Origin of the sequence: Rhizobium sp. 57MFTsu3.2 (genome assembly GCF_012932765.1) — a bacterium.
Lineage (GTDB): Bacteria > Pseudomonadota > Alphaproteobacteria > Rhizobiales > Rhizobiaceae > Rhizobium > Rhizobium altiplani.
The window spans coordinates 31,898-56,687 of the sequence record NZ_JDWI01000025.1 but is presented as its reverse complement, the minus strand read 5'-3'; the positions used below and the strand labels follow the sequence as shown (position 1 = coordinate 56,687).

Here is a 24,790-nt window from a genome sequence, read left to right as displayed (position 1 = left end):
GAAATGCTGAAGAGACTTTCAATCGCTGCGATGCTCAGCCTGGGCGTCGCGACCATGGCGTTTGCGGATGGCGAGCGTCATGGCGGTACACTTGTATTCACCGCGCCTTATGGCTCCAGCTTCGCGACGCTGGATGTTCAGTCGAGCCCCAACACGCAGGAAGAATTCATCACCCAGGCCATTCACCGGGCGCTGTACAGCTGGGACTCGATCAACAACAAGCCGGTTCTGGAATTGGCGACCTCGGCTGATGTTTCCGAGGACGGGACGACCTACACCTATCATCTGCGCGACAACGCCGTCTTTCACAACGGCAAGCCGCTGACGGCCGATGACATCATCTACAGCTACAAGCGCATCGGCAACCCGAAGAACGCGTTCCCCGGTGCCAGCTACATCGCCATCATCAAGGGCGCCGACGACTATATCGCCGGCAAGGCGCAAGACATCAGCGGCCTGAAGAAGGTCGATGATCACACACTTCAGGTCACCTATACCGGGCCAATCAATCCCGGCTTTTCGTTGATGCAGAACACGACGGTGATCTATCCCTCGAACGTCGCGGACGAGTCGACTTTCGGCAAAAATCCGATCGGTCTCGGCGCCTTCGCCTTCAAGGAATACACGCCTGGCTCGCAGGTCGTCGTGGAGAAGTTCGACAAGTACTACGAGAAGGGCAAGCCCTATCTCGACCGCGTGAAGATCGTGCTGATGGGTGAGGATTCCGCCCGCGACGTGGCCTTCCGCAACAAGGAAATCGACGTGTCGATCCTTGGGCCCACCCAGTATCAAGCTTACCAGGGTGAGGATGCCCTGAAGGACCACCTGCTGGAGGTCGCCGAGGTCTACACCCGCAACATCGGCTTCAATCCGGCCTTCGAGCCGTTCAAGGACAAGCGGGTGCGTCAGGCCATCAACTACGCAATCAACACGCCGCTGATCGTCGAGCGCCTGGTCAAGAACAAGGCCTACCCGGCTTCCGGCTGGCTGCCGCTCTCCTCGCCGGCGTTCGACAAGGAAAAGCCTGCCTATGCCTATGATCCGGAAAAAGCCAAGGCGCTTCTCGCCGAAGCCGGTTACGCCAAAGGCTTCTCCTTCGAAGTGACCGCCAGCCCGAACGAAAGCTGGGGCGTGCCGATCGTCGAAGCCGTCCTGCCGATGCTGCAGAAGGTCGGCATCACGGTGAAGCCGAAGCCGGTCGAAAGCTCGGCACTCGGCGATGCGGTGACGTCGAACAACTTCCAGGCCTTCATCTGGTCGAACCTCTCAGGCCCGGATCCGCTGCAGGCGCTTCGCTGCTACTACTCCAAGACGCCGCAGTCGGCCTGCAACTACGAGAGCTTCTCGAACGCCGATTTCGACAAACTCTACGAGGCAGCGCAGCAGGAACGCGACCCGGCCAAGCAGAACGAACTGCTGCGCCAGGCGAACAACCTGATCCAGGACGAAGCGCCGGTCTGGTTCTTCAACTACAACAAGGCAGTGATGGCATACCAGCCGTGGATCCACGGGCTTGTTCCGAATGCGACGGAACTGGCCATCCAGCCTTACGATGAAATCTGGATCGACGACACGGCGCCGGACTCGCGCAGTTAATCCGGGAGTTCATGCCGGTGGTCGCGGGATTTCCCGCGGCCACTCGAATTCGCATTGCCGCGCTCCTCTCTAAAGGGCGACCAAATCGGGTGTGTTCATGCTTCGCTTCACTCTGCGCCGCGTCCTGCAGATCGTGCCGACGGTGATCGTCGTGGCGTTGTTGATCTTCGTCATCTTCAGCGTTGTGCCGGGCAGTTTTGCCTCCAGCCTTCTTGCCGACGGCAAGCGCACCGCTGACCCACAGCTGATTGCCCACCTCAACCAGGAATTCGGCCTCGACAAGCCGCTGACGGAGCGGTTCGTGAAATACGTCACCGACCTTGCGCGGCTCGACCTCGGGACCAGCTTTCGAAGCCGCCAGCCGGTGCTCGATCTGATCGGCGACCGCATGTGGGCTTCGCTGGAACTAGCGCTCGCCGCCATGGCGTTCGCGGTCGTGGTCGGCGTGCCCCTCGGCTTTCTCGCCGCTCTCCGTCCCGGATCGATTCTCGACACGACGACGATGATCGGCGCGGTCTCGGGTCTTTCGATGCCCCAGTTCTGGCTCGGGCTCCTGATGATGTACGTCTTTGCGCTTCATCTGAACTGGCTGCCGAGCTTCGGCTATGGCGACGGATCGTTCCGTAACCTGATCCTGCCCGCCGTCACGCTCGGCGTTACGCCGCTGGCGCTTCTGGCACGCACCACGCGGGCAGGGGTTCTCGACGTGCTGAACGCCGATTTCATTCGCACCGCGCATTCGAAGGGCATGAGCGAAGCCAAGGTCGTGCGCTGGCACGTGATGCGCAACGCTCTCGTGCTGATCGTGACAACGGTCGGCCTGCAATTCGGTTCGCTGATCGGGCAGGCCGTGGTGATCGAGAAACTTTTCGCCTGGCCTGGCATCGGCTCGCTCCTGGTGGACAGCGTGGCGATCCGCGACATTCCCGCGGTGCAGGGAACGATCCTGGTCATCGTCCTCTGGTTCCTCGTCATCAACACCCTTGTCGACCTGATCTACGCGGCGATCGACCCGCGCATCAAGCAGGGGTGAGGCGATGCGCTTTGGTTTCAATTTCATCCTCGGCGCGCTTCTCACGGTGCTCGTCATCCTCGCCGGCATCTTTGCTCCCTGGATCGCGCCGTTCGATCCGGTGTTGAATGCCGATCTGATGAATGCCGAATTGCCGCCCGATGCCACATTCTGGTTTGGTACGGACGCTCAGGGCCGCGACGTCTTTACGCGCATCCTCTTTGGCGCGCAGATCTCGCTGACCGTCGGGATCGTCTCGCAGGTCATCAACTCCATCATCGGCTGCACGCTCGGCATGACTGCCGGCTATTGGGGCGGCTGGTGGGACGATCTCGTAAACGGTCTCACAAACGTCATGCTTGCCATCCCCTCCTTGATCTTCGCGCTGGCGGTCATGGCCGTACTTGGCCCGGGCCTGCCATCACTTCTGATTGCCCTGGGGCTCACGAACTGGAGCTGGACGTGCCGCATTGCACGCTCCTCCACCCTGTCGCTGAAGTCTCAGGGATACGTCCAGGCGGCACAGACGCTTGGCTACGGCGATCTGCGCATCATGTTCACGCAGATCCTGCCCAACATGATGGGTCCGATCCTTGTCATGGCGACGCTGGGCATGGGCTCGGCGGTGCTTTCAGAGGCGGCTCTCTCCTTCCTCGGACTTGGCGTCCAGCCCCCCTTTCCGAGCTGGGGCTCGATGCTGACGGATGCGCGCCAGTTGATCCGTACCGCGCCCTGGGTCGCGGTGTTTCCGGGGCTCGCCATCTTCCTCTCGGTGCTTGGCTTCAACCTTCTGGGCGATGGGCTGCGCGACAGGCTCGATCCGCATATGAGGACGCGCACGCCATGACCGCTCCGCTTCTCGACATCAAGGAACTCAAGCTCGATGTTTCGGCCGGGCGCTCTCTTCTTCCAATCCTCAAGGGCGTCTCGTTCCAGATCATGCCGGGTGAGGCCTATGGGCTCGTGGGCGAATCCGGTTCTGGCAAATCGGTGACGTCGCTTGCCGTGATGGGTCTCCTGAAAAGGCCCTTGCGCGTTTCGGGCGGTGAAGTCGTCTTCAAGGGCCAGAACCTGCTCGCCCTGCCGAAGCGGGAGATGAGGCGGCTACGGGGAAACCGCGTCGCCATGATCTTCCAGGAGCCGATGACGGCGCTCAATCCGCTCTCCACGGTCGGGCGCCAGATCGCCGAGATGTTCGTCCTGCACCAGGGCAAGGACTGGGGCGAAGCCATGAAACTTGCCGTCGACGCGCTCGCAAGCGTGCGCGTCCCCAATCCGGACCGACGCGCCACGAACTATCCGCACCAGATGTCGGGCGGCTTGCGCCAGCGCGTGATGATCGCCATGGCGCTCGCCTGCAATCCCGACCTCTTGATCGCGGATGAGCCGACAACGGCGTTGGACGTAACCGTTCAGGCCGAAGTGTTACGGTTGATCAAGGAACTCTGCGCCGCGCGCGGCACCGCGGTCCTGTTCATCAGCCACGATCTCGGCGTGATCGCCAGTGTTTGCCAGCGGGTGGGAGTGATGTATGCCGGTTGCCTGGTGGAGGAGAACGATACCGCTCTGCTGTTTTCCGATCCGAGGCACGAATACACGCGCGGGCTTCTCGGAGCGCTGCCGCGGCTGGGGAGTCGCAGCCTGCATGGACGCCAGCGCCTGGTAGACATCGACAGCATCATCGCCGATCGCTCGAAGTTGACCGAGACGCGGTTCATTGCGCCACGCCGCGACGAAGGAGGAAAACCGTGACCGGGTCTTTGCTGCAAGTGGACGACCTGCATGTGCGCTTTCCGGTGTCTGGTGGCGGGCTTTTGGGAACCGGACGGCGGACACTTTACGCCGTAAACGGCATCAGCTTCGAATTGGGCAAGGGTGAGTGTCTGTCGATCGTTGGCGAATCAGGCTGCGGCAAGTCCACGACGGCGCTGTCGATCCTCGGTCTGCAGGCACCGACCTCAGGAACGATCCGCTACCGGGGTCAACCGCTGACCGGACCTGGTGCGCCGGGGCGCATGCAGCGCGCCAAGGCGGTGCAGATGGTATTTCAGGATCCTTACGCCTCGCTGAATCCCCGCCAATCGATAAGGGCTTCGCTCGCCGCACCCCTGCGCCTTCATGGCATCAAATCGGCATCGGAGATTTCCGACAGGATCGAGGCGATGCTGATCGATGTCGGGTTGAAGCCGGAACAGGCCAGTCGTTACCCGCACGAGTTCTCGGGAGGGCAGCGCCAGCGCATCGGCATTGCCCGCGCACTCATCCTCGAGCCCGAGATCGTTGTATTGGACGAACCGGTATCGGCCCTCGACGTCTCGATCCGAGCGCAGATCATCAATCTTCTTCTGGATCTGCAAGAAAAGCTTGGTCTTTCCTATTTGATGATCAGCCATGACCTAAGCGTCGTGGAGCACATGAGCGATCGTGTGCTGGTGATGTTCTTCGGCCAGGTCGTCGAGGAAGGTGGGTGGCGACAGATCTTCGAGACGCCGGCCCATCCCTATACGCGCCGCCTTATAGGGGCCATTCCCGATCCCGAAATCGCCATGAGCGGGCAGCCGAAGGCGAAGCGCTTCCATGATGCCCAGCTCCCGGCCGGACGCGGTTTCGGATCGGACGGGAGCCCGGCACCGGATGTCTTTGCCGCGCCGACCCCGTCGGAACTGGTCGAAATCGCCGACAATCACAGGGTGAGGCTGTCCGTCGCGGCTTGATTGAATTTCATGGTTTGATTTCCGGGAAAAGCGGCCCCGAATTGACGACTGTATAATTGCGTTGGGGCTCGTTCTCGAGCGGGGCATCATGCCCCTGTCGACGCATTGAGCAAGTCTGCCGATATGCCGTTCGCAATGTTCGCGGGCAGTACCTGCGAAGGGAATTCGCAGAGCGGGCCGAAGCTTCTGGACAACGAGAGTGGGCGAAGCTGCAAGAGCTTTCTCCGGATCAAAGCTGACTATCGATGCATACTACCTTTTCAGTAGGCGGCAGCGCTATTCTGCGAAGTTCAACGCGATGCAACTTATTGTAACTTGTGCTGGCATCACTCTTTTTTCAAAGGAAGCCAGCATGTCATCTACCGATGATCGGAAGTTGCCCCTCAATACCGCGCGCAGGCATTTTCTAGGTGTGGCGGCTGCGGCCGGTGCACGTTTCGCGAGCGTTGCAACCATAGCAGCGGCAGTTTCATCGTCTCCTGCGCGTGCAATGGGCCGGCGCTGGGGGCGCGGTCACTCCGGTGGAGGCGGGAACGGCAATTCTGGTGGAAACGCTGGCGGTGGCGGCGGTGGCGGCGGCGCGCAGTGCTTCCTGCGCGGGACGTCGATCCTCACCGATTGCGGTGAAAAGCGTGTTGAGGATCTTCGCATCGGTGATCGCGTGGCGCTTGCGGACGGAGATGCCCGACGGATCAAGTGGGTCGGTCGCCAGGTGTTCAAGAAGAGTGGTGCACGCTGGCAGGAGGGTGTCGTGCCGATCCGGGTCTTGCGCCATGCGCTGGATGATTGCGCGCCACATTCTGATCTCTATCTATCGCCAGGCCATGCACTGTTCCTGAATGGCGTTTTGATCCGGGTGCGTGATCTCGTGAACGGTACGACGATTGCGCCGATCCTTCCTGCCGACGACACGATGATCGAGTACTATGCGGTCTTGCTCGATACCCATGAGGTCGTTCTTGCCGAAGGCGCCGCGGCCGAGACGTTCCACATTTCAAGCGGCAATCACGAAAACTTCTCAAACTTTGCGGAGTACGAGCGCCTCTACGCCGCTGAGGGCCGCACTGCAATGACCTCCTATGCCCCGGTTGCCGGCGAGGAAGGCGGTTGGAAGCATTTGAAATCGCTTTTGCTGCTTGGTGCGTCGCGTTTGATCCCGATGCGTGACCCATACGAAGAGGCGTGCGAGAAGATCAACGCCCGCGCCAGGGAATTGTCGAGCTGATACCTTGGACCGTCGCTGGCGCCTGCGGCAAAGGGACAGCAAATAGAGGCCTGGTCGCCGGCCAGCCGTGACGGCTGTCGAACACCTCATCCAGGGACGTAGTGTCCTGTTTGACAAGAAAGCGCTGAGCCTTGTCAGCAAGACAGCTGACAGGCTCGCGTCAGTCGACAAACTCGACAGTCACGCCTGGTTTTACCATCGCGGCCAATTCCTCGGCGTCCCAGTTGGTCAGGCGGACGCATCCATGTGATCCGATCTTGTCGATAAGGGAGGGTTCCGGTGTGCCGTGAATTCCATACGTCGGCTCTGTCAGATCGATCCAGATGGTTCCAACGGGGCCGTTGGGACCTTTGGGCAGCGTTAGGGGCCTGGTGTTCTTTCCCTGCTGAAAGTTGATTTTCGGATCGTAACTGTATGGCGGCATTCGCGCGACGCCCTTGACCTTGTGGGTTCCTGACGGCGAAGGCGTTTGCCTGCTGCCGATCGTGGCGGGATAAACGGCCAGCAAGGAGCCATCCTTGCCAAACGCCAGGACTTGCCCAATTCGTCGTCGCACTTCAATCCTCTTGACCATTTCTTCCTTCGCGTTGCCGGGCATCGCCACCAGTATTGTCTTTCCGACCGTAAAGGGCGTGCCGGCGTTCAGCGCCTTCAGAAGATCGATGTCCATGTGGAACCGCTCGGACAGTTTCTCGGCAACACTTGTGTATCCGAGGTACCTCATCTTGGCTTGCCTGGCGTAGTCTTTGGGAATGCGGTCGACGAGATCTTGTGTGTCTTCCGGGGAGATTACATAGGTCCCGATGACTGGCTGGTCGTCAAGCAGAAGGCGAATGACGTCAGGATCCAGCTTTCCATCGGTCGGGATGCCCCGCATCGCTTCGAGGCCAGCGATCGCCTTGGTGACGTTCTCGCCGTAATGCCCGTCTATCACCCCGGGAGACGACCCCAAGCGATCCAGAAGCACCTGCAGACGTATAACGGCAGGCTCTGGTCGAGGGGAGGCTTTGGCTGGTCGCTCGGTTGGAATGGAGTCGAGCGAGGCACTGTTGATGGTTTCCGCACCAAGCTCCTGGGCACTTGCGTTGCCAAGCAGCCCCAGGGTCAGCAACACGACGAGAAAGATCGTTGTTTTCATGAGCGTGAAATCTACGACCGGCCAAGTTGTTCCAACGGCGGCGTCCGTTGAGGCAGTCGGAAGTTCAATATCATCAAACGGTATGCAGAATGCTTTCACGCGGTTCACTGCACGGCGACACTGTTACAGATCACTCACTGAGCGGAGTCTCCGTGGAAGCCGGATGGCAAGACTACGTCTTTAGAGAACGTAGCTGATCGGATCGTTGCTGACCGGATGCGGAAAGACACCCATTTCCAGATCGAAGACCGACTTGAGCACATCGGACCTTACGATGTCGGCTGGCGTGCCGTGTGCCGAGATGCGGCCTTTCCTCAAGGCCACGATCTCGTCGCAATAGCGGGCGGCCAGATTGATATCGTGGAGGACGACGACGATCGTTAGCCGGCGCTCGTGGCTGAGTTCGCGCAGCAGCGCCAACACGCTGTCCTGGTGTAGCAGATCCAGCGCGGAGGTCGGCTCATCAAGAAGCAGGCACTGCGCATTCTGCGCCAGCATCATGGCGATCCAGGCGCGTTGCCGCTCGCCGCCGGACATGCTTGCGACCGGGCTGTCTGCAAAACGCTCGAGATCGGTTCGCTCTATGGCCTCGTCGACGAGATTCTGATCGGCGCTGGTGAAACGGCCGAGCGTGCCGTGCCACGGGAAGCGGCCAAGCGCCACCAATTCACGAACCGTCATGCTATCGGTCGCTGGTGTGAACTGCGGCATGTAGGCAACCTGCCGGGCAAAGGGTCTGGCGCCCCAGCGCGAAATCGCCTCGCCTTTCAGCTCGACCCCACCAGAGGTCGGGGCAATCTGTCGGGCTATGATCTTCAGAAGCGTACTCTTGCCGCTACCGTTCTGCCCAACCAGACCGTAGATGCGTCCGCTCGTCAATGTCAGATCTATCCCGGAAAGGATGCTCTTTCCTGCGGCTTGATAGGCAATCTGTGACGTTATCAGGAACGGTGGTGTGGACATGCGGCTTCTCTTTGCTTGCATCAGATAGCGATCGCGGCTTTACACGCGCTCGTGCAAAACTCTACCGTTGCTGTCAACTTATATATTCTCTGGCGAGCAATTATTTCGAAATGAAGCTTTGCCGCCTTGAGACAGGTTGCCCCGGACGCCGTCTTAAAGAGGTGGGCACTTTCCGCGCATTCGCAAACAGCGGCCGAAATCGAGCTGGTCAAGTTGCATCTTAAGGCTTGCGAGTTGGTTGGAAGAGCAGCAGCCTGCCATGTCCGCTGATTTGCGGGTTGAGATCAGTGATTTCCGATAAGCGAACCCGGTCGCGCGCCGTGTTGCGCTCCGCGTCAAGCGAGGCGAGCACTGCGCGGTCGTCTTCTCTGCAATTGCGCCATCGACGGGAGCGTTGACGAGAGCCAAGCGTGCGTTGACGTCTGCGACTGGTTTGGCCGGTGAATTGCTGGCAATGAGACCACAACTGCCGGCGCAAGTGGTTGCAATGGAATTGTACTCACGAAGGGAGCACCAGAGTACCAAGCGGGCCAGAGGGAGACCCGCCGCCCGTTCTGCGCGGCCGCACAGGCGGCCGTCAGGTCATCCTCAGATCCACGCCGGGGTGCAGCTTCTTCAAATTGGGTAGCGATTTCGTCTGCCACGAAATTTGGGAGGAACCCAGAACGGTCAAATGGATCTCCGGGCGTTTGCGCGCTTCGATTGTCAGCTTGGCAAGCAGATTTATGCCGGAGGAATTGAGGAACTCCAACCCCGTCAGGTCCAAAGTGGTTTTGCCGCTGCCATTTTCGAGCGCCTTCATGGCGAGTTCTTGGACCGGGGCGTAAGCGTCAGGCCCCGATAACCGCATTGTCCCATCGAAATAGACGGTGCTGCCTTCGGACCAGACGCGGTAGGCTTCTTCTCTAATTTCCATCGCGCACCTCTTGCTGTTTCATGCCGGAATTGACATAGCTGCATAGGTTTCAAGCCTTGTTCGGTCGTAAGGGTCGTCCTCCTGGAAGAGCCAGGCCATTTGCACTTCGTAGTCGCTCATCAGGGTCAACAATCCGAGGCCCGATGCATTGCCTGACGTGGCCGTGGCGTTTGCTTCGATCTGCCTGATAAGCAGCTCGCTCGGATCACCGCTCGTTACCTTGCGGAGCAGTTGCTTGAATCTACCAGCCGTTTCACGGTCAACGAAATTGGACACCCTAAGCCGCAAACAATCGGCTTGCGCCAGGGCTTCGACAACCACCTCGCCGCGAATGCGAAACTTGATAGCGTTCTCTATCAGCTCGTTTGCAAGGTAACCGATGTCCTGTTTGAGCTGGTTGTAGATCCGTTTCGGCGGCCGAAACCTTGAGACCATCATTTCTGCAATGAAATCAGACGTCATGCCGGAGTGCTTCCAGGCAAGATCAAGTGGGCCATCAAGCAACCTAAGCCGAATTGCGTGGGCTGCAGTGGAGGAGGCGAGGTGCTCCTGCCCATAGAGTACGACTGCCATGTCATCACCTATGCCGCATCACGACCAGCGTGATGTCATCATGTATTTTTTGAGTTCCGATGTAGGCCATCAAACCTTCGACGATACCATCCTTCACTTCCTCCGCGGTCTGGCCATGAAGCAGCCGCGCACTCTGACAGAGCCGGTCGATGCCAAACAGCTCGCCACGCGGATTTTCGGCTTCCGTAACACCGTCCGTATGGAGCACGATAAGGTCGCCCTGCTTGAACGATATCTCGCGAGTATCAACAAAAGGCGAAATATCGGATTCAAGCCCAACCGGCAGACCGAGGTCACCGGTATCGATCCGCTCGACTTCACCTGTCTTGCGGATGACGATAAGGTCTTCATGCTGTCCTGAAATGGTGAGGCGATCGCCGTCATAGTCAAGAAATGACAAAGTGAGGTGCTTGTCGGTTTTTGTCCTCTCGATATTCTTGAATATCGCCCGATTGAGATGCGCGAGGAATTTCGAAGGATCGGTTTCTCCGGCTTCCTGGAGGGCACGGGCGACCGACTGCACCATCAGCATCAGCACGCCGCTTTCCAGCCCGTGACCGGTTACATCGCCAATGCCGATCTTCAGGCTTCGGCCGTTTTGCAGGACATCATAATAGTCGCCACCAACCTCGTCGGCCGGACGCATATAGGCGGCAATATCGAGGTGTTCGACCGCTCCAAGCTCAGCGGGCCGCGGCAAAACCATCATCTGGATGTGGCGTGCTACGTCGAGCTCTGCGCCGAGGCGCAGGTTCTCGCTCTTCAGCTGCGTATTCAACGCCTCGATTTCTTCCTTTGCCGCCTCGATTTCCTTCGTCCGTTCATCGACCAGCTTTTCAAGATTCTCCGTATGGAAGCTGATCTGCTCGGCCATGCGATTGAAGGCAAGTCCGGCCTGCGCCACCTCATCCTTGCTGGTAATCGCCACCCGAACGGAATAGTCCTTCGCCTCAATGCTCCTTGCAGCGGCTGCCAAGGCGCTGATCCCGCCAGTGATGCGCTTCGACGCCGCAAATACTGCGGCCGCAACGATGAGCAACGACACCAGAACCGCAAGAATCTGGTAAAGCAGGATACGATTGGTGGCACGCGCTATCTGCTCTCGAGCAGCGATAAGCGACGCATAAATTTCGTGCTCCCGTACGACGATACCAAGCGACATGACCTCGCGTTGAACCGGACCGTTGACCCAAAGATTCGATGGGCGGAGCTGCTTGGTGACCACCAGATAGGGCACATCCTCGCCATTCTCTCTCAGTGAAATGCGGTGAATGACGCCGTCGGCGTCGAGCGGAAGAGAGGCAATAGCTTTCTGCGTACTGTTTCGCAGCGAGCGGTCAACGCCGGTCACGCCCTGGTTGGTGGCGTCGCTTGCCGCGCGCAAGCCGATGATCTTCTCCCCCGTCCGGTTAATTGCGGCAACATTGCCGTTGGACATGGCAAGGAAGCCGAAACCGGTTTCGGCGACCTTCACGTGTTCGACGATTTCGGCCAGCTGGTCGAGCGTTATGTCGGCGCCGGCTATCCCGGCGACGTCGCGGCGATCTGCCGTCCAGAGAGGATGAAAAAAGCTGACGATCAGCTTTCCCGTTATCGCGTCTGTGTATGGTGCAGTCTGGGTAATGTCTTCAGGAACGGGGCGTGAGGCTGGATTTCGGGCCCACTGCTGCCATGACTCGTAGATGCCCGGAAAGAAGAAGGCCCAGAAGTTTTCTTTATTGTGGCCGGGGTAGAGCCTGTCGAACGTCTGCGCCTGGTCCGTATAGGGAGCCGTTCTAAAGATCGGCCGCTCTTTCGGACCGATATAGTACATTTGAAGTTTGGAGGCCCCATTTTGCAGGAGGTTAGGGGCAACCAGATCAAGAACGGCGCTGGTTTCGATGTCTGTCTGCACTTGCGGCAGCGGACGATGATCCTTGTCGAGAAGGTAACCCCAGACACTAACGACGGATGGTGACCCGGGTGCGTTCTGCGCCCAACCGCCGCCGCTGTCGAAAGTGACCGTCACGGCGTTAGGATCAGCTTTGGCCATTGCGGCCCCAACCTTACTGTTCCTCGTCGGCCGATCTATCTGCGACTGCAACACGCCAGCGAGCGCCTTAACGTCGGAATGCACCTGATTAAGAAGCAGCCCAACCTGTGCAACTGTGGACTCGGTGGACGAGCGAATATAGTCTTGGCTTGCCTTTTCAAGCCCTTCTCCGACTTGCGTGGTCGCGTCACGCGATAGCCGTTGCACGTTCCAGAGCGCCAGGCTGCCGCTGACAAGAAGATCGAAAAGCACGGCGCCGCCGACGACAAGGATGAATTTCGTCCGAAAGGAGCGTAATCCGAGGCTTGGCTTCTTTGGCGCAGCGGTCATAGCGGCTTCTGCCCCGACGCCGCCCAGATCGGCCAGCCGGCATAGCCTCTCGGGTGAAGCGCTGCAAAGATATGATCCCTGAAGCCCTGCCTGAACCGTGCGACGAACTCGGGAGAGTCCCCGCGTCTAGCGGACATCTCGCCTGCGTAGACATCTTCCCAGGCTTCAATGACATCGGCGAACTCCTGCGGGTCGCCGTCGTGGTTGGTGACCATGAAACTTTCGATCCTTACATCCTCGAAACCGGTATCCAGCAAGAGGCGAGAACCCTTTGGTCCCATTTCGACGTCCATGTCGAAATGGCGAAAGAGCTTGGCGACCTCGTTATAGGTCCATTGGATAGTTTCGGCGCGCGGTTCACCCAGGCAGTGAGAGTTCTTTTCGTTTGTGATGTAGACCCGGCCACCCGGCTTGCAGATCCGATAGAGTTCTCTCAGAAGGAGCTCGGGCCGATCGAAGATCTGTAACGAGTGGCGGCACGTCACAAAATCAAACTGGTCGCTTTCGAACAGCATCTGTGATGCATCGCCAAAGGTATATTCGATATCGCGAACGCAGAAGTCTTCCGCTACGGAGCGCGCATAGTCGAGGCTGGCCACGGAATGATCAAGCGCGACAATCCTGGCGGGGTCGAATTCTTTCCTGACAAGCATAGCGAAATCACCGATGCCGCAGCAAATGTCGGCAATCGCCATGCCGCCGCGCAGACCGTGCCGTGGTAAAATCGTCCGTTCGTGACGCCAGGTCATTTTCGTCTGGGTCCGGAGAATCGGTATGAAGCTCTTATCCTCGACGAACGCCTGACCAGGATAGAAAGCAGAGTCATAAATCTCCATGGAAATGTTGGGCGAAAGTTCCCCAAGGTGCCGAAACATCTGCGTCGCCCATGTGACGACACTTGATGCGAGCACGACAATCTTGAGTTCGGGTCGGGAGTACGAGGCATCGACGAGAACACGCGCCAGAGCGCCGAACGCCGTGCTGTTCATGTGGGTGACGCGTTTCAGATTGACGTAGAAGACGCCGTGCACCTTTTCGATTTTGTCGCGCAGCAGAAGCAGATCGTCCGCAATGTCTGCGATCGAACGAGGCCGGAAGACGCCTGTTGCCACGAATTCCTGGTTGCTTGTGTCGAATTGCGTCGCAAAGACAGGGGAGGGGTTGTTCGCGGTCAAGTGAGGAGCCTTTCAAGAGGCAGGTCGACAACGAATGTGAGCGCCTCGGCTGCCGAAGCGCGCAGCTCTATCTCCGCATCATAGTTGACCGCCAATCCCAACAGGATCGCTTGTTCCAGGGGAGCCGTCTCGTCGGCGATGACCTTCACGTAGTTCGCCAGTTTTCCACTGTGTTTCAGACCCCGGACGAGTTCAGCATAAAAGCGGTGCTGTTGTGATGGGCACGGAAAACTCAACTCGATCCGCTCGATTTGTTCATGACGATAGAAGGCGCATGCTAGTTCACCCTCTTGCGCCTCCGAGCGAAACGACATCTCGAGGAGTTCGTTGAGGGCGGAGGACAGAAGGTTGGAATGGCGCAGTGGATCACGGCGGTCATGGCTGACCATTTGGGCGACGTAGTTCGAGAGCTGGTCGCAATGCAGCCAATCGGATGTAAAGGTTGCCATCTCCATTTCCAGGTTGAGGAGTTGCTCAAAAGCTGCGTCTGCCATTGCCATCGCCTCCTGCCTTTTCAACCTGCACCTCCCTGGCCGATCGCCATCCCGGTTGCATCCCGCCCACCGCCGCCGTTTCCCCGTCGTCCTTTGCGGGGGGCGATGAATTGGCGAATGTGATCGACATGCATCGGCGGGCTCAGGAAATGCCCCTGCAGTCTGTCGCAGCCTTCCTCCAGGAGCCACGCGGCCTGTTCGGCAGTCTCCACGCCTTCGGCAGTGACGCGCATGCCTAGCCCATGCGAGAGGGCAATGACGGAACGTACAATCGTCCGGCTCTTTTCGTCGCTTAGGAGGTCGTTGACGAAGTATTTGTCGATCTTGATGTTATCGAAAGGAAAATTCTTCAGGTAACTCAGGGATGAGTACTCCGTCCCGAAGTCGTCGAGCGAGATCTGGATGCCAAGCACGTTCAGGGTGTTCAAAGTATCGAGATTGTTGATCGTGCGCTCCAGAAGGACGGTTTCCGTAATCTCGAGTTCCAGGCGTTCGGCGGGAAGACCGATAAGATCGAGAGTTTGCGACACACGATCTGTGAAACCTGCTGTCAAGAATTCCGCCGGGGATAAGTTGACGGCAACGGTGTAATGGTCCGGCCAGCTCAGAGCTTCCCGACAGGCCTGTTCCAGCACCCATTGGCCGATTTCGCTCATCAGCCCATCTGCCTCGGCCATCGGGATAAAGGCAATCGGAGGAATCACGCCGAGCCTCGGATGGCGCCAGCGCAGGAGAGCCTCGAAGCCGGTTACGGTGCGTGAGCGGTCAACAAGAGGCTGGTATTCGAGGAAGAACTCGCCATGCTGGAGCGCGACCCTGAGGCTGCGCCTCAGCAACTCCCGTTGTTCCAGGACCACCAACATGCTGGGATCAAAGGTTCGTGCGCGACGGCGTCCTTCCTTTTTGGCGGCATAAAGGGCGACGTCGGCTGCTTTCATTAATTGCTCGCCCTCATCGCCATCGCGGGGCGCAATCGCAATGCCGATACTGGCTCCCACAAAGACAGTGATGCCGTCCACCACGAATGGTTTCTTGAATTCGCCAACAAGCGCATCTGCCAGTCGTTCTGCCTCTGCGGGCTGCTCGTGAGAAGTTTGAATGACGGCAAATTCGTCGCCAGCAAGTCGGAAGGCTGTTTCGCCGGTACCGAGCACGCTTCGGATTCTGGCGGCCGCAAGCTTCAGAACGATGTCTCCGGCGCCGTGTCCCAAGGTATCGTTCACCGGCTTGAAGTCGTCCAAATCAATCTGCATCAGGGCGAGACCGCATCCGCCGCCGGTCGGAAGAAAGCGCCCCAACTGGTCGCTGAACTGCCGGCGGTTGGGAAGCCCGGTCAGGGCGTCATGGGTTGCCTGGTGCAAGAGGAGAGCCCGTTCCTGCTCATGCGCAGGTGTCGATTCGATACGGTCAGCAACGGCGATCTCGATAACTGCCAATCCCTCCTTTGCCGGCAGTAGCAGCAGGTCATAGCCGTTGTCGGTCGACACACCTATCCGTAGCGATTGTGGCGTGCCGTTTTTTATGACGAGTTGTACGAGGTCCGCTGAGGGAGCGGCTTTCAACATGGGGTAAATGTCGCCCAGCCTTGTGGGTTGCTGCCTGTTGAAGCCTGAGCGTTTCGCGAGCGTCTCAGACCAATCAATAAGAACGAGGTCTAGATCCCATAGCGAGAAAACAGCTGCGACACGGCTGAAGAATTCGGATCCATGTGGAACTAGCGTAGGCCAATTCTCACGATTTTCCGGCATATGGGTGGGCCTCCGCGTTGTGCCTGCGCCTAGGTTTTTTCCGATGCATCCCACACATGCTGAATCAGCAGTCTCTATGAAAGCTAGCGTATGCCGTGTTGCAGTCAATCAAAAACGCTACCATAGGGCAGTATTGTCCCTCTACCAGACTGCAATTGTCGAAATGTACGCGGGAGGGAAAGTTAGCTAAGCGGTAACCCAGGCCCCAATTCTTCGAGGGTCCGTCGGAGCCTGTAACCAGACAAAAGCGCGGTCATTCGAGTCGAGCCTATTGAGGCTCGGCCTAGATCTCGCGCATCGGACAGCAGAGAGCGCGGGGCTGGATATTGCGACGGCAGCAGTACAATTCCCGCTTCGCGATCCCATGGGAGTTTCCGCAGGACTCGGGTCGACCCAGCCCTCGCGTATAGCTGCAGGTGTCTCCGGACAAACTGATGAGATTCCTGAGACCATCTGGGGCCAGTTCACGTCCGCCGCGCATAATTAAAACAAAACTGTCGCTGAGTTCGGGTTCGGCCGCGCTCGCCGACGCGAAGCAACGCTCTTCAGCAAGCTCTGCAGGCAGAATGCAGACTGTCGTGCAACTTGCTCCCGACCTGCATAAATCCTTTCGCAATGATCTTGATTGGGCCTCGCTGTCCCCTAGCTGAATTATTCAGGGCGTACGCGGCAATGGGGCTGCGCAAATTTCAGCCGAATGGAGCCCACCATGAAACATCAGACATTGGAGCAACTGCAGAATATTGCGGATATCGACCAGGCATATCCGCACCGCGTCATGTCGCGAAGCGAGCGTCTCGAGCGCTGGGTGGAGCTTCTCGAGTTAAGCCCGCATCGACGACTGGCTACCCTCTACCAGACCGAACATCAGCCGACGTCAGTACTGTCGCTCCTGCGTAGCGATAACTCGCCGATCTCGGTCGCCTTCGAGGACCCGATCCTGCGAGCAGCGGGGCTTGAGAACGATACTTACGGTCAGGCCAAGAAGTTCTTCAGTCTCACCGACGGCGAACTGCATAACGTTCTTTGCTACTGCCATTTCGGCGCGACGGTCAGCGCCGCCACAGCCGCCCACTATGTACGCGGTATTCTTGGCGTGGATCGCCCAGGTTTATTCGCTCGCCTGCGGGCACTGTTCACATATTGACCGGAACGAGACCAGGCGCCATTCGAACACCTGATCACTGCTCCCGTCTTCAAGCCGCCGCTCCGGCGGTCGCCGGCTTGTCGCTTGCGATCGCCAGCTAGCTGATCACTCACCATCCTCGCCAGACAGTCCGGTCTGCTGCTCCAGACTGCTCAGGCAGGCATCGTTATGGGCAAAGCGGAAAATGCTGTAGACCGCCAGTCCCCAATCCTCACTTCCAGAAATCGTGACGCTGGCCGACTGGGCATTCTGGAACTTCGTGCTCAGATTGTCCCATTGTTCGAACACCTGTCGCTCCTGAGCGATGACCGCCTGCCGGAACATGCCGTCCTTTCCGAATTTGGACGTGGCGACATGGTCGACCTTCTCGTCCGCTGGCCCGAACTGGGAAGCGAGCAGCGAAGCCGCTTCCTTGTAAACCTGCCGTGTGGTCGTGCCGCGCTGATCATCGTCGATGTAACGGGAGATCGCGACGACGTTGCATATTCCCATGCCGTGGACGTAGGCCAGCACATATTGGTCAAAGAGGTCGCTTCCGCCAGGCAGAACGTTGCATGAGTACTGGCCCGTCGTATCCGGCTGCTCGCCATTGATCGGTTTGCAGCCGAGCGCTGACGGCAGCGTATCCTGCGAAACGCCGAGCGGCCGGAAGGCAGGTACATTTGTCTCGGACGGTGAAATGGACGCAGTCATAGTTGCGGCAAAAGCCACGGACGCCAGAATATCGATTACGGCCATCGAATCTCTCCCGAGTAAGATCGGGCAATACCACAACAGCAGCCGTCAGAAACCCGATCTGCGCGCCAGGCAGCGTGCCGCAAGTTGACTTTCCACAGCCTTTCGCGTTCAGCACATTCGCGCCGAAGGTTGAAATCCAATGGTCGGGAATTGTTCCATCACGATTCTGTGGCGAGCGGTGCCGCACTGTCCGCATAGGGTGCCATTCAAGCATGAGTTGCTTGCTGGTTGGAGTGGCTGTGGCAAACGGTCGCGCGGACCGATCGTGCTAGACAGGCATATGAGGAGATGCTTGCATGCCGCCAGCTGAGGGGCCGATGTAGGGATAAGATCATGGACATTCGAAATCTTTTTGCGAATGGCAAAAAGAACTTGAACGTGTCAGCGACGATCGGAGGTGAACCAATCGAGGTTGTTCAGTCGCGCTCCCGGGCTCAGCCGAATCACAGTATCGATAGCGATGAGCGGGAAACACACACCGAAAGGAGCGCACGCATGACGCAAGGAAGCTTTGGCTTTCCGCCTGCGGATCTTCGAGTACGCGCCTTGGGGGAAATTCATGCACGTCCCTATGCGCTTGTTCAGGCGCCACGCGTCATTTTCCAGCTTGCTTTCCTGACGGAGAGTGCCGGTGACAATGACCATGAGATGCTTGCGGATCTTTCCCGATCCAGCGGCGTTGCTCCGCCGGCCCGTGAGACCAGCCATCATGCGATAAGCTGGGGCCAGGGCACGTTGCGCTGGGAACGCCACACCGAATTTTCGACCTACTTCTGGGACTGCCCCGCACCAGAGAAGTTCGGCGCCCCGATCGCCGTTCATCCTTTCGGCGACAGCTTCTCGCCACCAGGTCCGTTCATATCGGGCATTCGTTTGGAAATACGCCCCGACACGCCCGAGACAGTGCAGGAAATTGCCGTTTTCGATCCGACCAGCCTGTGTCGAAGCGAGCTCAGAAACGGTCAGGCAACGATCCTCACCGATTTCCGCCAGGATGGCGACGGATTGACGAAGTTTCTCGTGATCGATCGCGGCATGTCCGACAGCGCCCGCGGTGCGCTGGTCCAGCGGCTTCTCGATATCGAGACCTATCGCACGCTGGCGATGATGGGCCTGCCGCTTGCACAGTCACTCTCGCCCGAAATCCGCCAGATCGAGTCCGGCCTGACGGCCATTACGCAGCGGATGAAGCTGCATGCACGGGATGAAGCGGACCAGATGCTGTCCGAGATCACGCGCCTTGCGGCCGAACTCGAGGCGAATGCAGCGCTCAGCCTCTATCGGTTCGGGGCAAGCCGCGCCTACTACGAAATCGTTCAGGAGCGCATTCGGGCTCTTGCCGAGACGGCAATACCAGGCAGCGAAACACTCGGCTCGTTCCTGGAACGGCGACTGGCACCGGCCATGCGAACCTGTCAGTCGGTCGAGGAGCGCCAGGCGAACCTTTCGCGCAAGCTTGCCCGGGCCACGGCCCTGCTGCGAAGCTGGATCGACGTCGAACTCGAGCGTATCAATACGACGGTGCTGAATTCGATGGATCGCCGGGCGCAACTGCAGCTGCGTTTGCAGCAGACCGTCGAAGGCCTGTCGGTGGCGGCCATCTCTTACTATGTCGTCGGGCTCTTCGGTTATGTGGCAAAGGGTGCGCACAATGTCGGCTTCGAGGTGTCCCCCGAGACGCTGACAGGTCTCTCGGTACCGATCGTGGTTGCCGGCATGTGGCTTGTCGTGCGAAGCATCCGGCGGAGGCATGCCGAAGAGGACAAGCGTTGACGTTTGGCGCCGTAGGCTGCCACCGCCCTGTCAGGGCGCGTCGGCCGGCCAGACGATGCCAGGAAGTCCGTCATGGACGGCACCATGCTTCCCGAGACGTACACAAGGGAGCCGTCGTAAAGGAAGTCGGCCAACACGCGTTCGATCCGGAGGGCAAGCGCTTTCATTGACCGTAAGCCGCATGGCTCCCACCGTTCCGCTAATCCCAGCTGGCTTCAGAGTTGCGCCGTCGAACACTCGTAGAGCACCGCACCCGTTCCAGCATCGACACCACTCAGGCTCACGTCGTAACCCCAGAGGTGGCGAATATGGCCGAGCGTGGCATCACGGGTGCTCTCTTCCAGGAGGATGCCATTCTTCACATTATGCTGTAGCCGAAGTTGCCGGTCACCTAGCAAGTCCACGTCGGTAACCTGGATATCGGGCTGTCTGGCCCCGACGTCGTAACTATGGGCAAGCGCCGAGCGGATCCTGGAATAGCCGCGCTCATTATGGATTGCGGATACTTCGCAATAGCTGTCGGTGGCGCGATCGGAGAGCAGGAACAGCCGGAACTTGCGGATCATCGCCGGGCTCAGATATTGGAGCATGAAGGACTCGTCGCGGTGGTTTGCCCAGGCGTCGAGCAGCGTCCCCTGCCAATCGCCGTTGCCGGCAAACGACGGAAACCAGTCGCGATCTTCCGCCGTCGGTTCCATGCAGATGCGCTCGATGTCCTGCATCATCGCGAATCCCAGTGCGTAAGGGTTGATGCCCGGGAAGCGCGAATCATCAAAGGCCGGTTGAAAAACGACGTTGGAGTGGCTTTTCAGCAATTCCAGCATCGCCCCTTCGCTGATCCGGCCCTGATCGAAGAGGCGGTTGATGATCGTGTAGTGAACGAAGGTCGCGCAGCCCTCGTTCATCACCTTGGTTTGGCGCTGTGGATAGAAATATTGCGCAATGACGCGCACGATCCGGAGAAGTTCGCGCTGCCATGGATCGAGGATGAGGCTGTGCTTTTCCAGGAAGTAGAGCAGGTTCTCCTCCGGAAGATTGAGAACCTTCTTGCGTTCGGACGCGTCGCGTTCGGCCTCTTCCGGATTGCGGTTTTCCGTTGCCAGCGGCAGCGTGCGCCACAGATCGCTGTAGGTCTGCTCTTCATATTCCAATCGCTCTCGGGCGCGTTCTCTGACTTTTTCGGAGGAAAGGCGGGGCGGGCGGCGGTAGCGGAAGACGCCCTGGTCCATCAGGGCGTGCGCTGAATCGAGGATCGCCTCGACGGCGCTCAATCCATGCCGCTCCTCGCACTTGGCGATGTATTTCTTGGCGAAGTCCATATAACTCAGGATGGAGCCGGCGTCCGTCCACTGGCGGAACAAGTAGTTGTTCTTGAAAAAATGATTGTGGCCGAAGGCTGCATGCGCGGTCACCAACGCCTGCATCGCCATGGTGTTTTCTTCCATGAGATAGGTGATGCAGGGGTTGGAGTTTATGACCAATTCGTAGGCGAGGCCGCGCTGTCCCTTCCGATACAAGTGATCCTCGAAGATGAAGCGCTTGCCGAAGGACCAGTGCTGATACATCAGCGGCATGCCAACCGAGGAATAGGCATCGAGCATCTGCTCGGAGGAAATGATCTCCAACTGGTTGGGATAGACGTCCAGTCCCATCTCATCGAGCGCAACGGTCTCTATCGCATCGTAGGCGCGCGAAAGGGTTGTGAAATTCCAGTCGGAACCATCAAACAGCAGGCCTGAACTCGAACGTCTCGCCATTCGGTCGTCCCTTACTTACGCGTGCGCATGGCAGGCTGTCGGGTAAAGAGCTTGCGGAACACGGGGTAGATGTCTGCCGGTCTGGAGATCCGCGTCATCTGGAAGTTAGGCACTTCGCCGTCGACCGTGCGATAGGCGCGCCACAGCGACGTGCCGTTGTCGGTCGCTCCAAAGATTTCGGTTTCACGCTCGTCGATGATCTCGACATAGGCGTAGTATTGGCAAAGGCGCATCAGGTGGTCGCGAAGCAGCGCCGCGCACCGTTCGGAATCTCCGCTGATGTTGTCGCCGTCGGACGCTTGAGCGGCGTAGATGTTCCACAGATGGGCCGGATAGCGTTCCTCGATGACACGAAGCATTTCCTCGAGGGCAGTGGAAACGACCGTGCCGCCGCTCTGCTTGCTGTAGAAGAACGTCTCCTCGTCGACCTCGCGCGCCTCGTCGGTATGGCGGATGAAAACGATATCGATCCGCTCGTAACGGCGGGTCAGGAAGAGGTGGAGCAGTACGAAGAAGCGTTTCGCGAGGTCCTTTTCGCGTTCGCCCATCGAGGCCGACACGTCCATCAGGCAGAACATCACCGCGCTGGCATTGGGAAGCGGCTGGCGCTCGAAACGGTTGAAGCGAATATCAACCGGATCGACATAGGAGATGCGTCGGCGCCTGCGTTCCAATTGCTCGAGCTCCTCGCGCAATGCCTGCAGGCGCCGCCGCTCCTGTGCCGACAGGTTCGGTTCGGCCTCCAAGATGGCGATCTGATCTGCAATCGCCTTCACCGCCGCTTCGCTCGGACGTTGCAGCGCGATCCGGCGGCCGAAGCTATTGCGCATCGTCCGCCCGACATTGATGTTCGTGGGGGTGCCGGCCGTGCTGAAGCCGACGCGGTGAGGCTTGTAGGTCACCGTCTCCTTCAGGTTCAACTTGACCATGTCGGGCAGTTCCAGATCCTCGAAGAAAAGGTCGAGAACCTCGTCGCGGGACAGGATGAACTGAAAGTCATCCTCGCTCTCGCCGCGGCCGGCGCCCTTGCCACTTCCGCCGGCACCGCCTTGCGGTCGCGAGAGCTTATCGCCCGCCATATATTCCTTGTTTCCGGGCAGAATATACTCGCGCGCTCCACTACCGGAGGCAGGCTGAAAAGTCGGCTCGCCGGCGCCGCGTTTCGGCATCGGAACGCCATGGGCGGCGTCCACGTCGGCAATCCTATCCGATTTGACCTGCTCCTTGATCGCCCGTTTGAGTTCTTCCCGGGCTCGCTTCAGGAAACGCTGCCGGTTGCCGAGGCTCTTATCCTTCGGGTTGAGCCGGCGGTCGATAAAATTCGCCATCTGCCATTCCCCCGGTTCGGCATCGTCAGCCGGCCTTGTTGACCCGCATATACCAATCGACGAGCCGCCGGACCTGGCGAACGGTGTAGCCGCGTTCCGTCATGCGCTCGACGAATTCCGCGTGCTGCTTTTCTGTTGAACTGTCCTTCTTGGAGCCAAAGCTGATGACTGGCAGGAGGTCTTCGACCTGGCCAAACATGCGCTTCTCGATCACTTCGCGAAGCTTTTCATAGCTCGTCCAGGACGGGTTGCGCCCATGGTTCTTGGCGCGGGCGCGCAGCGTGAATTTCACAACTTCATTTCGGAAGTCCTTGGGGTTGGCAATGCCCGCCGGCTTCTCGATTTGCGACAACTCGCTGTCGAGAATTTCGCGGTTGAGGATCTGGCCTGTGTCGTAGTCCTTGAAGTCCTGGTCTTCCAGCCAGGCATCGGCGTAGGAGATGTACCGGTCGAACAGGTTTTGTCCATATTCGCTGTAGGATTCCAGATAGGCTTTCTGGATTTCATGACCGATGAATTCGGCATAGCGTGCTGCAAGCTCGGACTTGATGAAATCCAGGTAGCGCGCTTCGGTTTCCTTCGGGAACTGTTCGCGCCGAATTGCCTGCTCCATGATGTACATCAGGTGTACCGGGTCGGCAGCGACCTCCTTTGTATCGTAGTTGAAGGTTTCCGACAGCACCTTGAAGGCAAAACGCGTGCTGACGCCTGTCATGCCCTCATCCACACCGGCGGCGTCACGATACTCCTGCACCGACTTGGCCTTGGGATCGGTGTCCTTCAGGTTTTCGCCGTCGTAGACGCGCATCTTCGTGTAGAGCGGTGAATTCTCATGAACATGGAGGCGCGTCGCAACGGTGAACCGGCTAAGATTCTCGAGCACTTCAGGGGCGCATGGGCTCTTTGCCAGCTCGCTTTCACGAAGCAGCTTTTCATAGATTTGCCGCTCCTCGGTGACCCTCAGGCAATAGGGCACCTTGACCACGAGAATGCGGTCGAGGAATGCCTCGTTGTTCTTGTTGTTCTTGAATTGCAGCCATTCGGACTCGTTCGAATGAGCAACGACAATGCCCTGGAAGGGGAAGGCGCCGAAGTTCTCCGTACCGTTATAGCTGCCCTCCTGGGTGGCGGTCAGCAGGGGATGCAGCACCTTGATAGGCGCCTTGAACATTTCGACGAACTCAAGAAGCCCCTGCGTCGTTCGGTTCAGCCCGCCACTGTAGGAGTAGGCATCAGGATCGGCCTGACTGAAGTTTTCAAGTTGACGGATGTCCACTTTGCCGACGAGTGCGGACACGTCCTGATTGTTTTCGTCACCCGGCTCGGTCTTCGCGATTGCGATTTGTCGCAGACGGGAGGGCGTCAGTTTGACCACGCTGAATTTCGAAATGTCGCCGCCGATCTCGTCGAGCCGTTTCGTCGCCCAGGGCGAGATAAGGCCCGTCAGCCTTCGCGGCGCAATCCCGTACTTGTCTTCCAAGAGACCCGCCATCCGTTCCGGGTGGAACAGGCCGAGAGGGGATTCGAAGACGGGGCTGATCTTGCCATTGACCGCCAAAGTATAGATCGGGCGCTGCTCCATCAGTCTCTTGAGGCGCTCGGCGAGCGACGATTTGCCGCCTCCCACAGGACCGAGCAGATAGAGGATCTGCTTTCGCTCCTCGAGACCTTGCGCGGCGTATCTGAAGTAGCCGACAATCCGCTCGATTGTATCTTCCATTCCATAGAAGTCGGCGAAGGACGGGTAAATCTTGACTGTGCGGTTGGCGAAAATCCGCCCTAGCCGCTCATCGGCGCTCGTATCGATTAATGTCGGCTCGCCGATCGCTTCGACCATTCGCTCTTGCGCGGTCGCATAAAGGCTTTTGTCATCACGGCAGGCTAGCAGGTATTCCTGTAGACTTAGTTCTTCTTGCGCGGCGCTTGTGTAAATCTCCGAGAAAAGATCAAAGACGTCACTTTCACCTTTTTGCATGATGCTCTCCCGCGGCCGGTCGGTTGAGGCGGGATTGCCGCCCCGTCGGCGCGCTCATTGAGACAACGGCACAAACTAGCATTCGTTCCTTCAAATACTTACAGGAATTCGAATTTGGCTCGAGTAGGCCATGTAGCATCTCATCGTCTCCATTCT

General features: G+C 58.7%; 20 protein-coding genes. 8 read left to right on the top strand and 12 right to left on the bottom strand.

Annotation, left to right across the window (positions count from 1 at the left end; genetic code table 11):
- The first annotated feature begins 3 nt into the window (after positions 1-3).
- The 6 genes from AF71_RS22900 to AF71_RS22875 all read left to right on the top strand — a co-directional run bounded on the left by AF71_RS22900 (position 4) and on the right by AF71_RS22875 (position 6,547).
- Positions 4-1,596, top strand: coding sequence for an ABC transporter substrate-binding protein (locus AF71_RS22900; RefSeq protein WP_169683269.1), 1,593 nt, complete (start codon positions 4-6; stop codon positions 1,594-1,596).
- Between the two features lie 97 nt (positions 1,597-1,693).
- Positions 1,694-2,629 (top strand): ABC transporter permease, encoded by a 936-nt coding sequence (locus tag AF71_RS22895; RefSeq protein ID WP_169683266.1) that lies wholly within the window; start codon positions 1,694-1,696, stop codon positions 2,627-2,629.
- Positions 2,630-2,633: 4 nt separating this feature from the next.
- Positions 2,634-3,455 carry an ABC transporter permease gene (locus AF71_RS22890; protein ID WP_062369167.1) on the top strand — a complete coding sequence of 274 codons (822 nt, stop codon included), beginning with the start codon at positions 2,634-2,636 and terminating at the stop codon, positions 3,453-3,455.
- Positions 3,452-4,360 carry an ABC transporter ATP-binding protein gene (locus AF71_RS22885; RefSeq protein ID WP_018858032.1) on the top strand — a complete coding sequence of 303 codons (909 nt, stop codon included), beginning with the start codon at positions 3,452-3,454 and terminating at the stop codon, positions 4,358-4,360. Before AF71_RS22890 ends, AF71_RS22885 begins: the two co-directional genes overlap by 4 nt.
- Positions 4,357-5,322: an ATP-binding cassette domain-containing protein gene (locus AF71_RS22880; protein WP_169683264.1), complete on the top strand. Its 966-nt coding sequence runs from the start codon at positions 4,357-4,359 to the stop codon at positions 5,320-5,322. Before AF71_RS22885 ends, AF71_RS22880 begins: the two co-directional genes overlap by 4 nt.
- A 352-nt stretch (positions 5,323-5,674) precedes the next feature.
- On the top strand, positions 5,675-6,547 hold the full coding sequence (locus tag AF71_RS22875) for a Hint domain-containing protein (RefSeq protein WP_169683262.1): 873 nt from the start codon (positions 5,675-5,677) through the stop codon (positions 6,545-6,547).
- A gap of 160 nt (positions 6,548-6,707) precedes the next feature.
- Here AF71_RS22875 and AF71_RS22870 read toward each other — a convergent pair whose 3' ends face one another.
- From AF71_RS22870 to AF71_RS22835, 8 genes are all read right to left on the bottom strand, one after another.
- Positions 6,708-7,685, bottom strand: coding sequence for a L,D-transpeptidase (locus tag AF71_RS22870; protein WP_169683260.1), 978 nt, complete (start codon positions 7,683-7,685; stop codon positions 6,708-6,710).
- Between the two features lie 180 nt (positions 7,686-7,865).
- Positions 7,866-8,648, bottom strand: coding sequence for an ATP-binding cassette domain-containing protein (locus AF71_RS22865; protein WP_169683258.1), 783 nt, complete (start codon positions 8,646-8,648; stop codon positions 7,866-7,868).
- 577 nt (positions 8,649-9,225) lie between these two features.
- A complete protein-coding gene (locus AF71_RS22860; RefSeq protein ID WP_025660241.1) occupies positions 9,226-9,564 on the bottom strand; it encodes a hypothetical protein in 339 nt (112 codons plus the stop codon).
- A gap of 18 nt (positions 9,565-9,582) precedes the next feature.
- A complete protein-coding gene (locus AF71_RS22855; RefSeq protein ID WP_169683256.1) occupies positions 9,583-10,137 on the bottom strand; it encodes an ATP-binding protein in 555 nt (184 codons plus the stop codon).
- Between the two features lie 4 nt (positions 10,138-10,141).
- Positions 10,142-12,499 carry a SpoIIE family protein phosphatase gene (locus AF71_RS22850; protein WP_169683253.1) on the bottom strand — a complete coding sequence of 786 codons (2,358 nt, stop codon included), beginning with the start codon at positions 12,497-12,499 and terminating at the stop codon, positions 10,142-10,144.
- Positions 12,496-13,674, bottom strand: coding sequence for a class I SAM-dependent methyltransferase (locus AF71_RS22845; RefSeq protein WP_169683251.1), 1,179 nt, complete (start codon positions 13,672-13,674; stop codon positions 12,496-12,498). Before AF71_RS22845 ends, AF71_RS22850 begins: the two co-directional genes overlap by 4 nt.
- Positions 13,671-14,168 carry a ubiquinone biosynthesis methyltransferase UbiE gene (locus tag AF71_RS22840; protein WP_169683250.1) on the bottom strand — a complete coding sequence of 166 codons (498 nt, stop codon included), beginning with the start codon at positions 14,166-14,168 and terminating at the stop codon, positions 13,671-13,673. The genes AF71_RS22845 and AF71_RS22840 overlap by 4 nt, the downstream gene beginning before the upstream one ends.
- Positions 14,169-14,188: 20 nt before the next feature.
- On the bottom strand, positions 14,189-15,916 hold the full coding sequence (locus AF71_RS22835) for an EAL domain-containing protein (protein WP_169683248.1): 1,728 nt from the start codon (positions 15,914-15,916) through the stop codon (positions 14,189-14,191).
- A 709-nt stretch (positions 15,917-16,625) separates the two neighbouring features.
- Between AF71_RS22835 and AF71_RS22830 the strand changes: the two genes are divergently transcribed.
- Positions 16,626-17,063 carry a hypothetical protein gene (locus AF71_RS22830; protein WP_169683246.1) on the top strand — a complete coding sequence of 146 codons (438 nt, stop codon included), beginning with the start codon at positions 16,626-16,628 and terminating at the stop codon, positions 17,061-17,063.
- A gap of 105 nt (positions 17,064-17,168) precedes the next feature.
- On the opposite strand, the gene AF71_RS22825 is transcribed toward AF71_RS22830, so the two are convergent.
- A complete protein-coding gene (locus AF71_RS22825; protein ID WP_025660249.1) occupies positions 17,169-17,801 on the bottom strand; it encodes a hypothetical protein in 633 nt (210 codons plus the stop codon).
- Positions 17,802-18,296: 495 nt separating this feature from the next.
- Here AF71_RS22825 and AF71_RS22820 point away from each other — a divergent pair, with 495 nt between their 5' ends.
- The gene (locus AF71_RS22820) at positions 18,297-19,574 is read left to right on the top strand and encodes a DUF3422 family protein (protein ID WP_169683244.1); all 1,278 of its coding nucleotides are present in this window, start codon (positions 18,297-18,299) and stop codon (positions 19,572-19,574) included.
- 215 nt (positions 19,575-19,789) lie between these two features.
- Here AF71_RS22820 and AF71_RS22815 read toward each other — a convergent pair whose 3' ends face one another.
- From AF71_RS22815 to AF71_RS22805, 3 genes are read right to left on the bottom strand one after another with little or no spacing between them, the layout of a single operon-like run.
- The gene (locus AF71_RS22815) at positions 19,790-21,331 is read right to left on the bottom strand and encodes a SpoVR family protein (protein ID WP_169683242.1); all 1,542 of its coding nucleotides are present in this window, start codon (positions 21,329-21,331) and stop codon (positions 19,790-19,792) included.
- An 11-nt stretch (positions 21,332-21,342) separates the two neighbouring features.
- Complete coding sequence (locus tag AF71_RS22810) at positions 21,343-22,659, bottom strand: YeaH/YhbH family protein (protein ID WP_169683240.1); 1,317 nt, start codon at positions 22,657-22,659, stop codon at positions 21,343-21,345.
- A 25-nt stretch (positions 22,660-22,684) separates the two neighbouring features.
- Positions 22,685-24,634, bottom strand: a complete 1,950-nt coding sequence (locus tag AF71_RS22805) for a PrkA family serine protein kinase (protein ID WP_169683238.1) — start codon at positions 24,632-24,634, stop codon at positions 22,685-22,687.
- Positions 24,635-24,790: the final 156 nt, after the last annotated feature.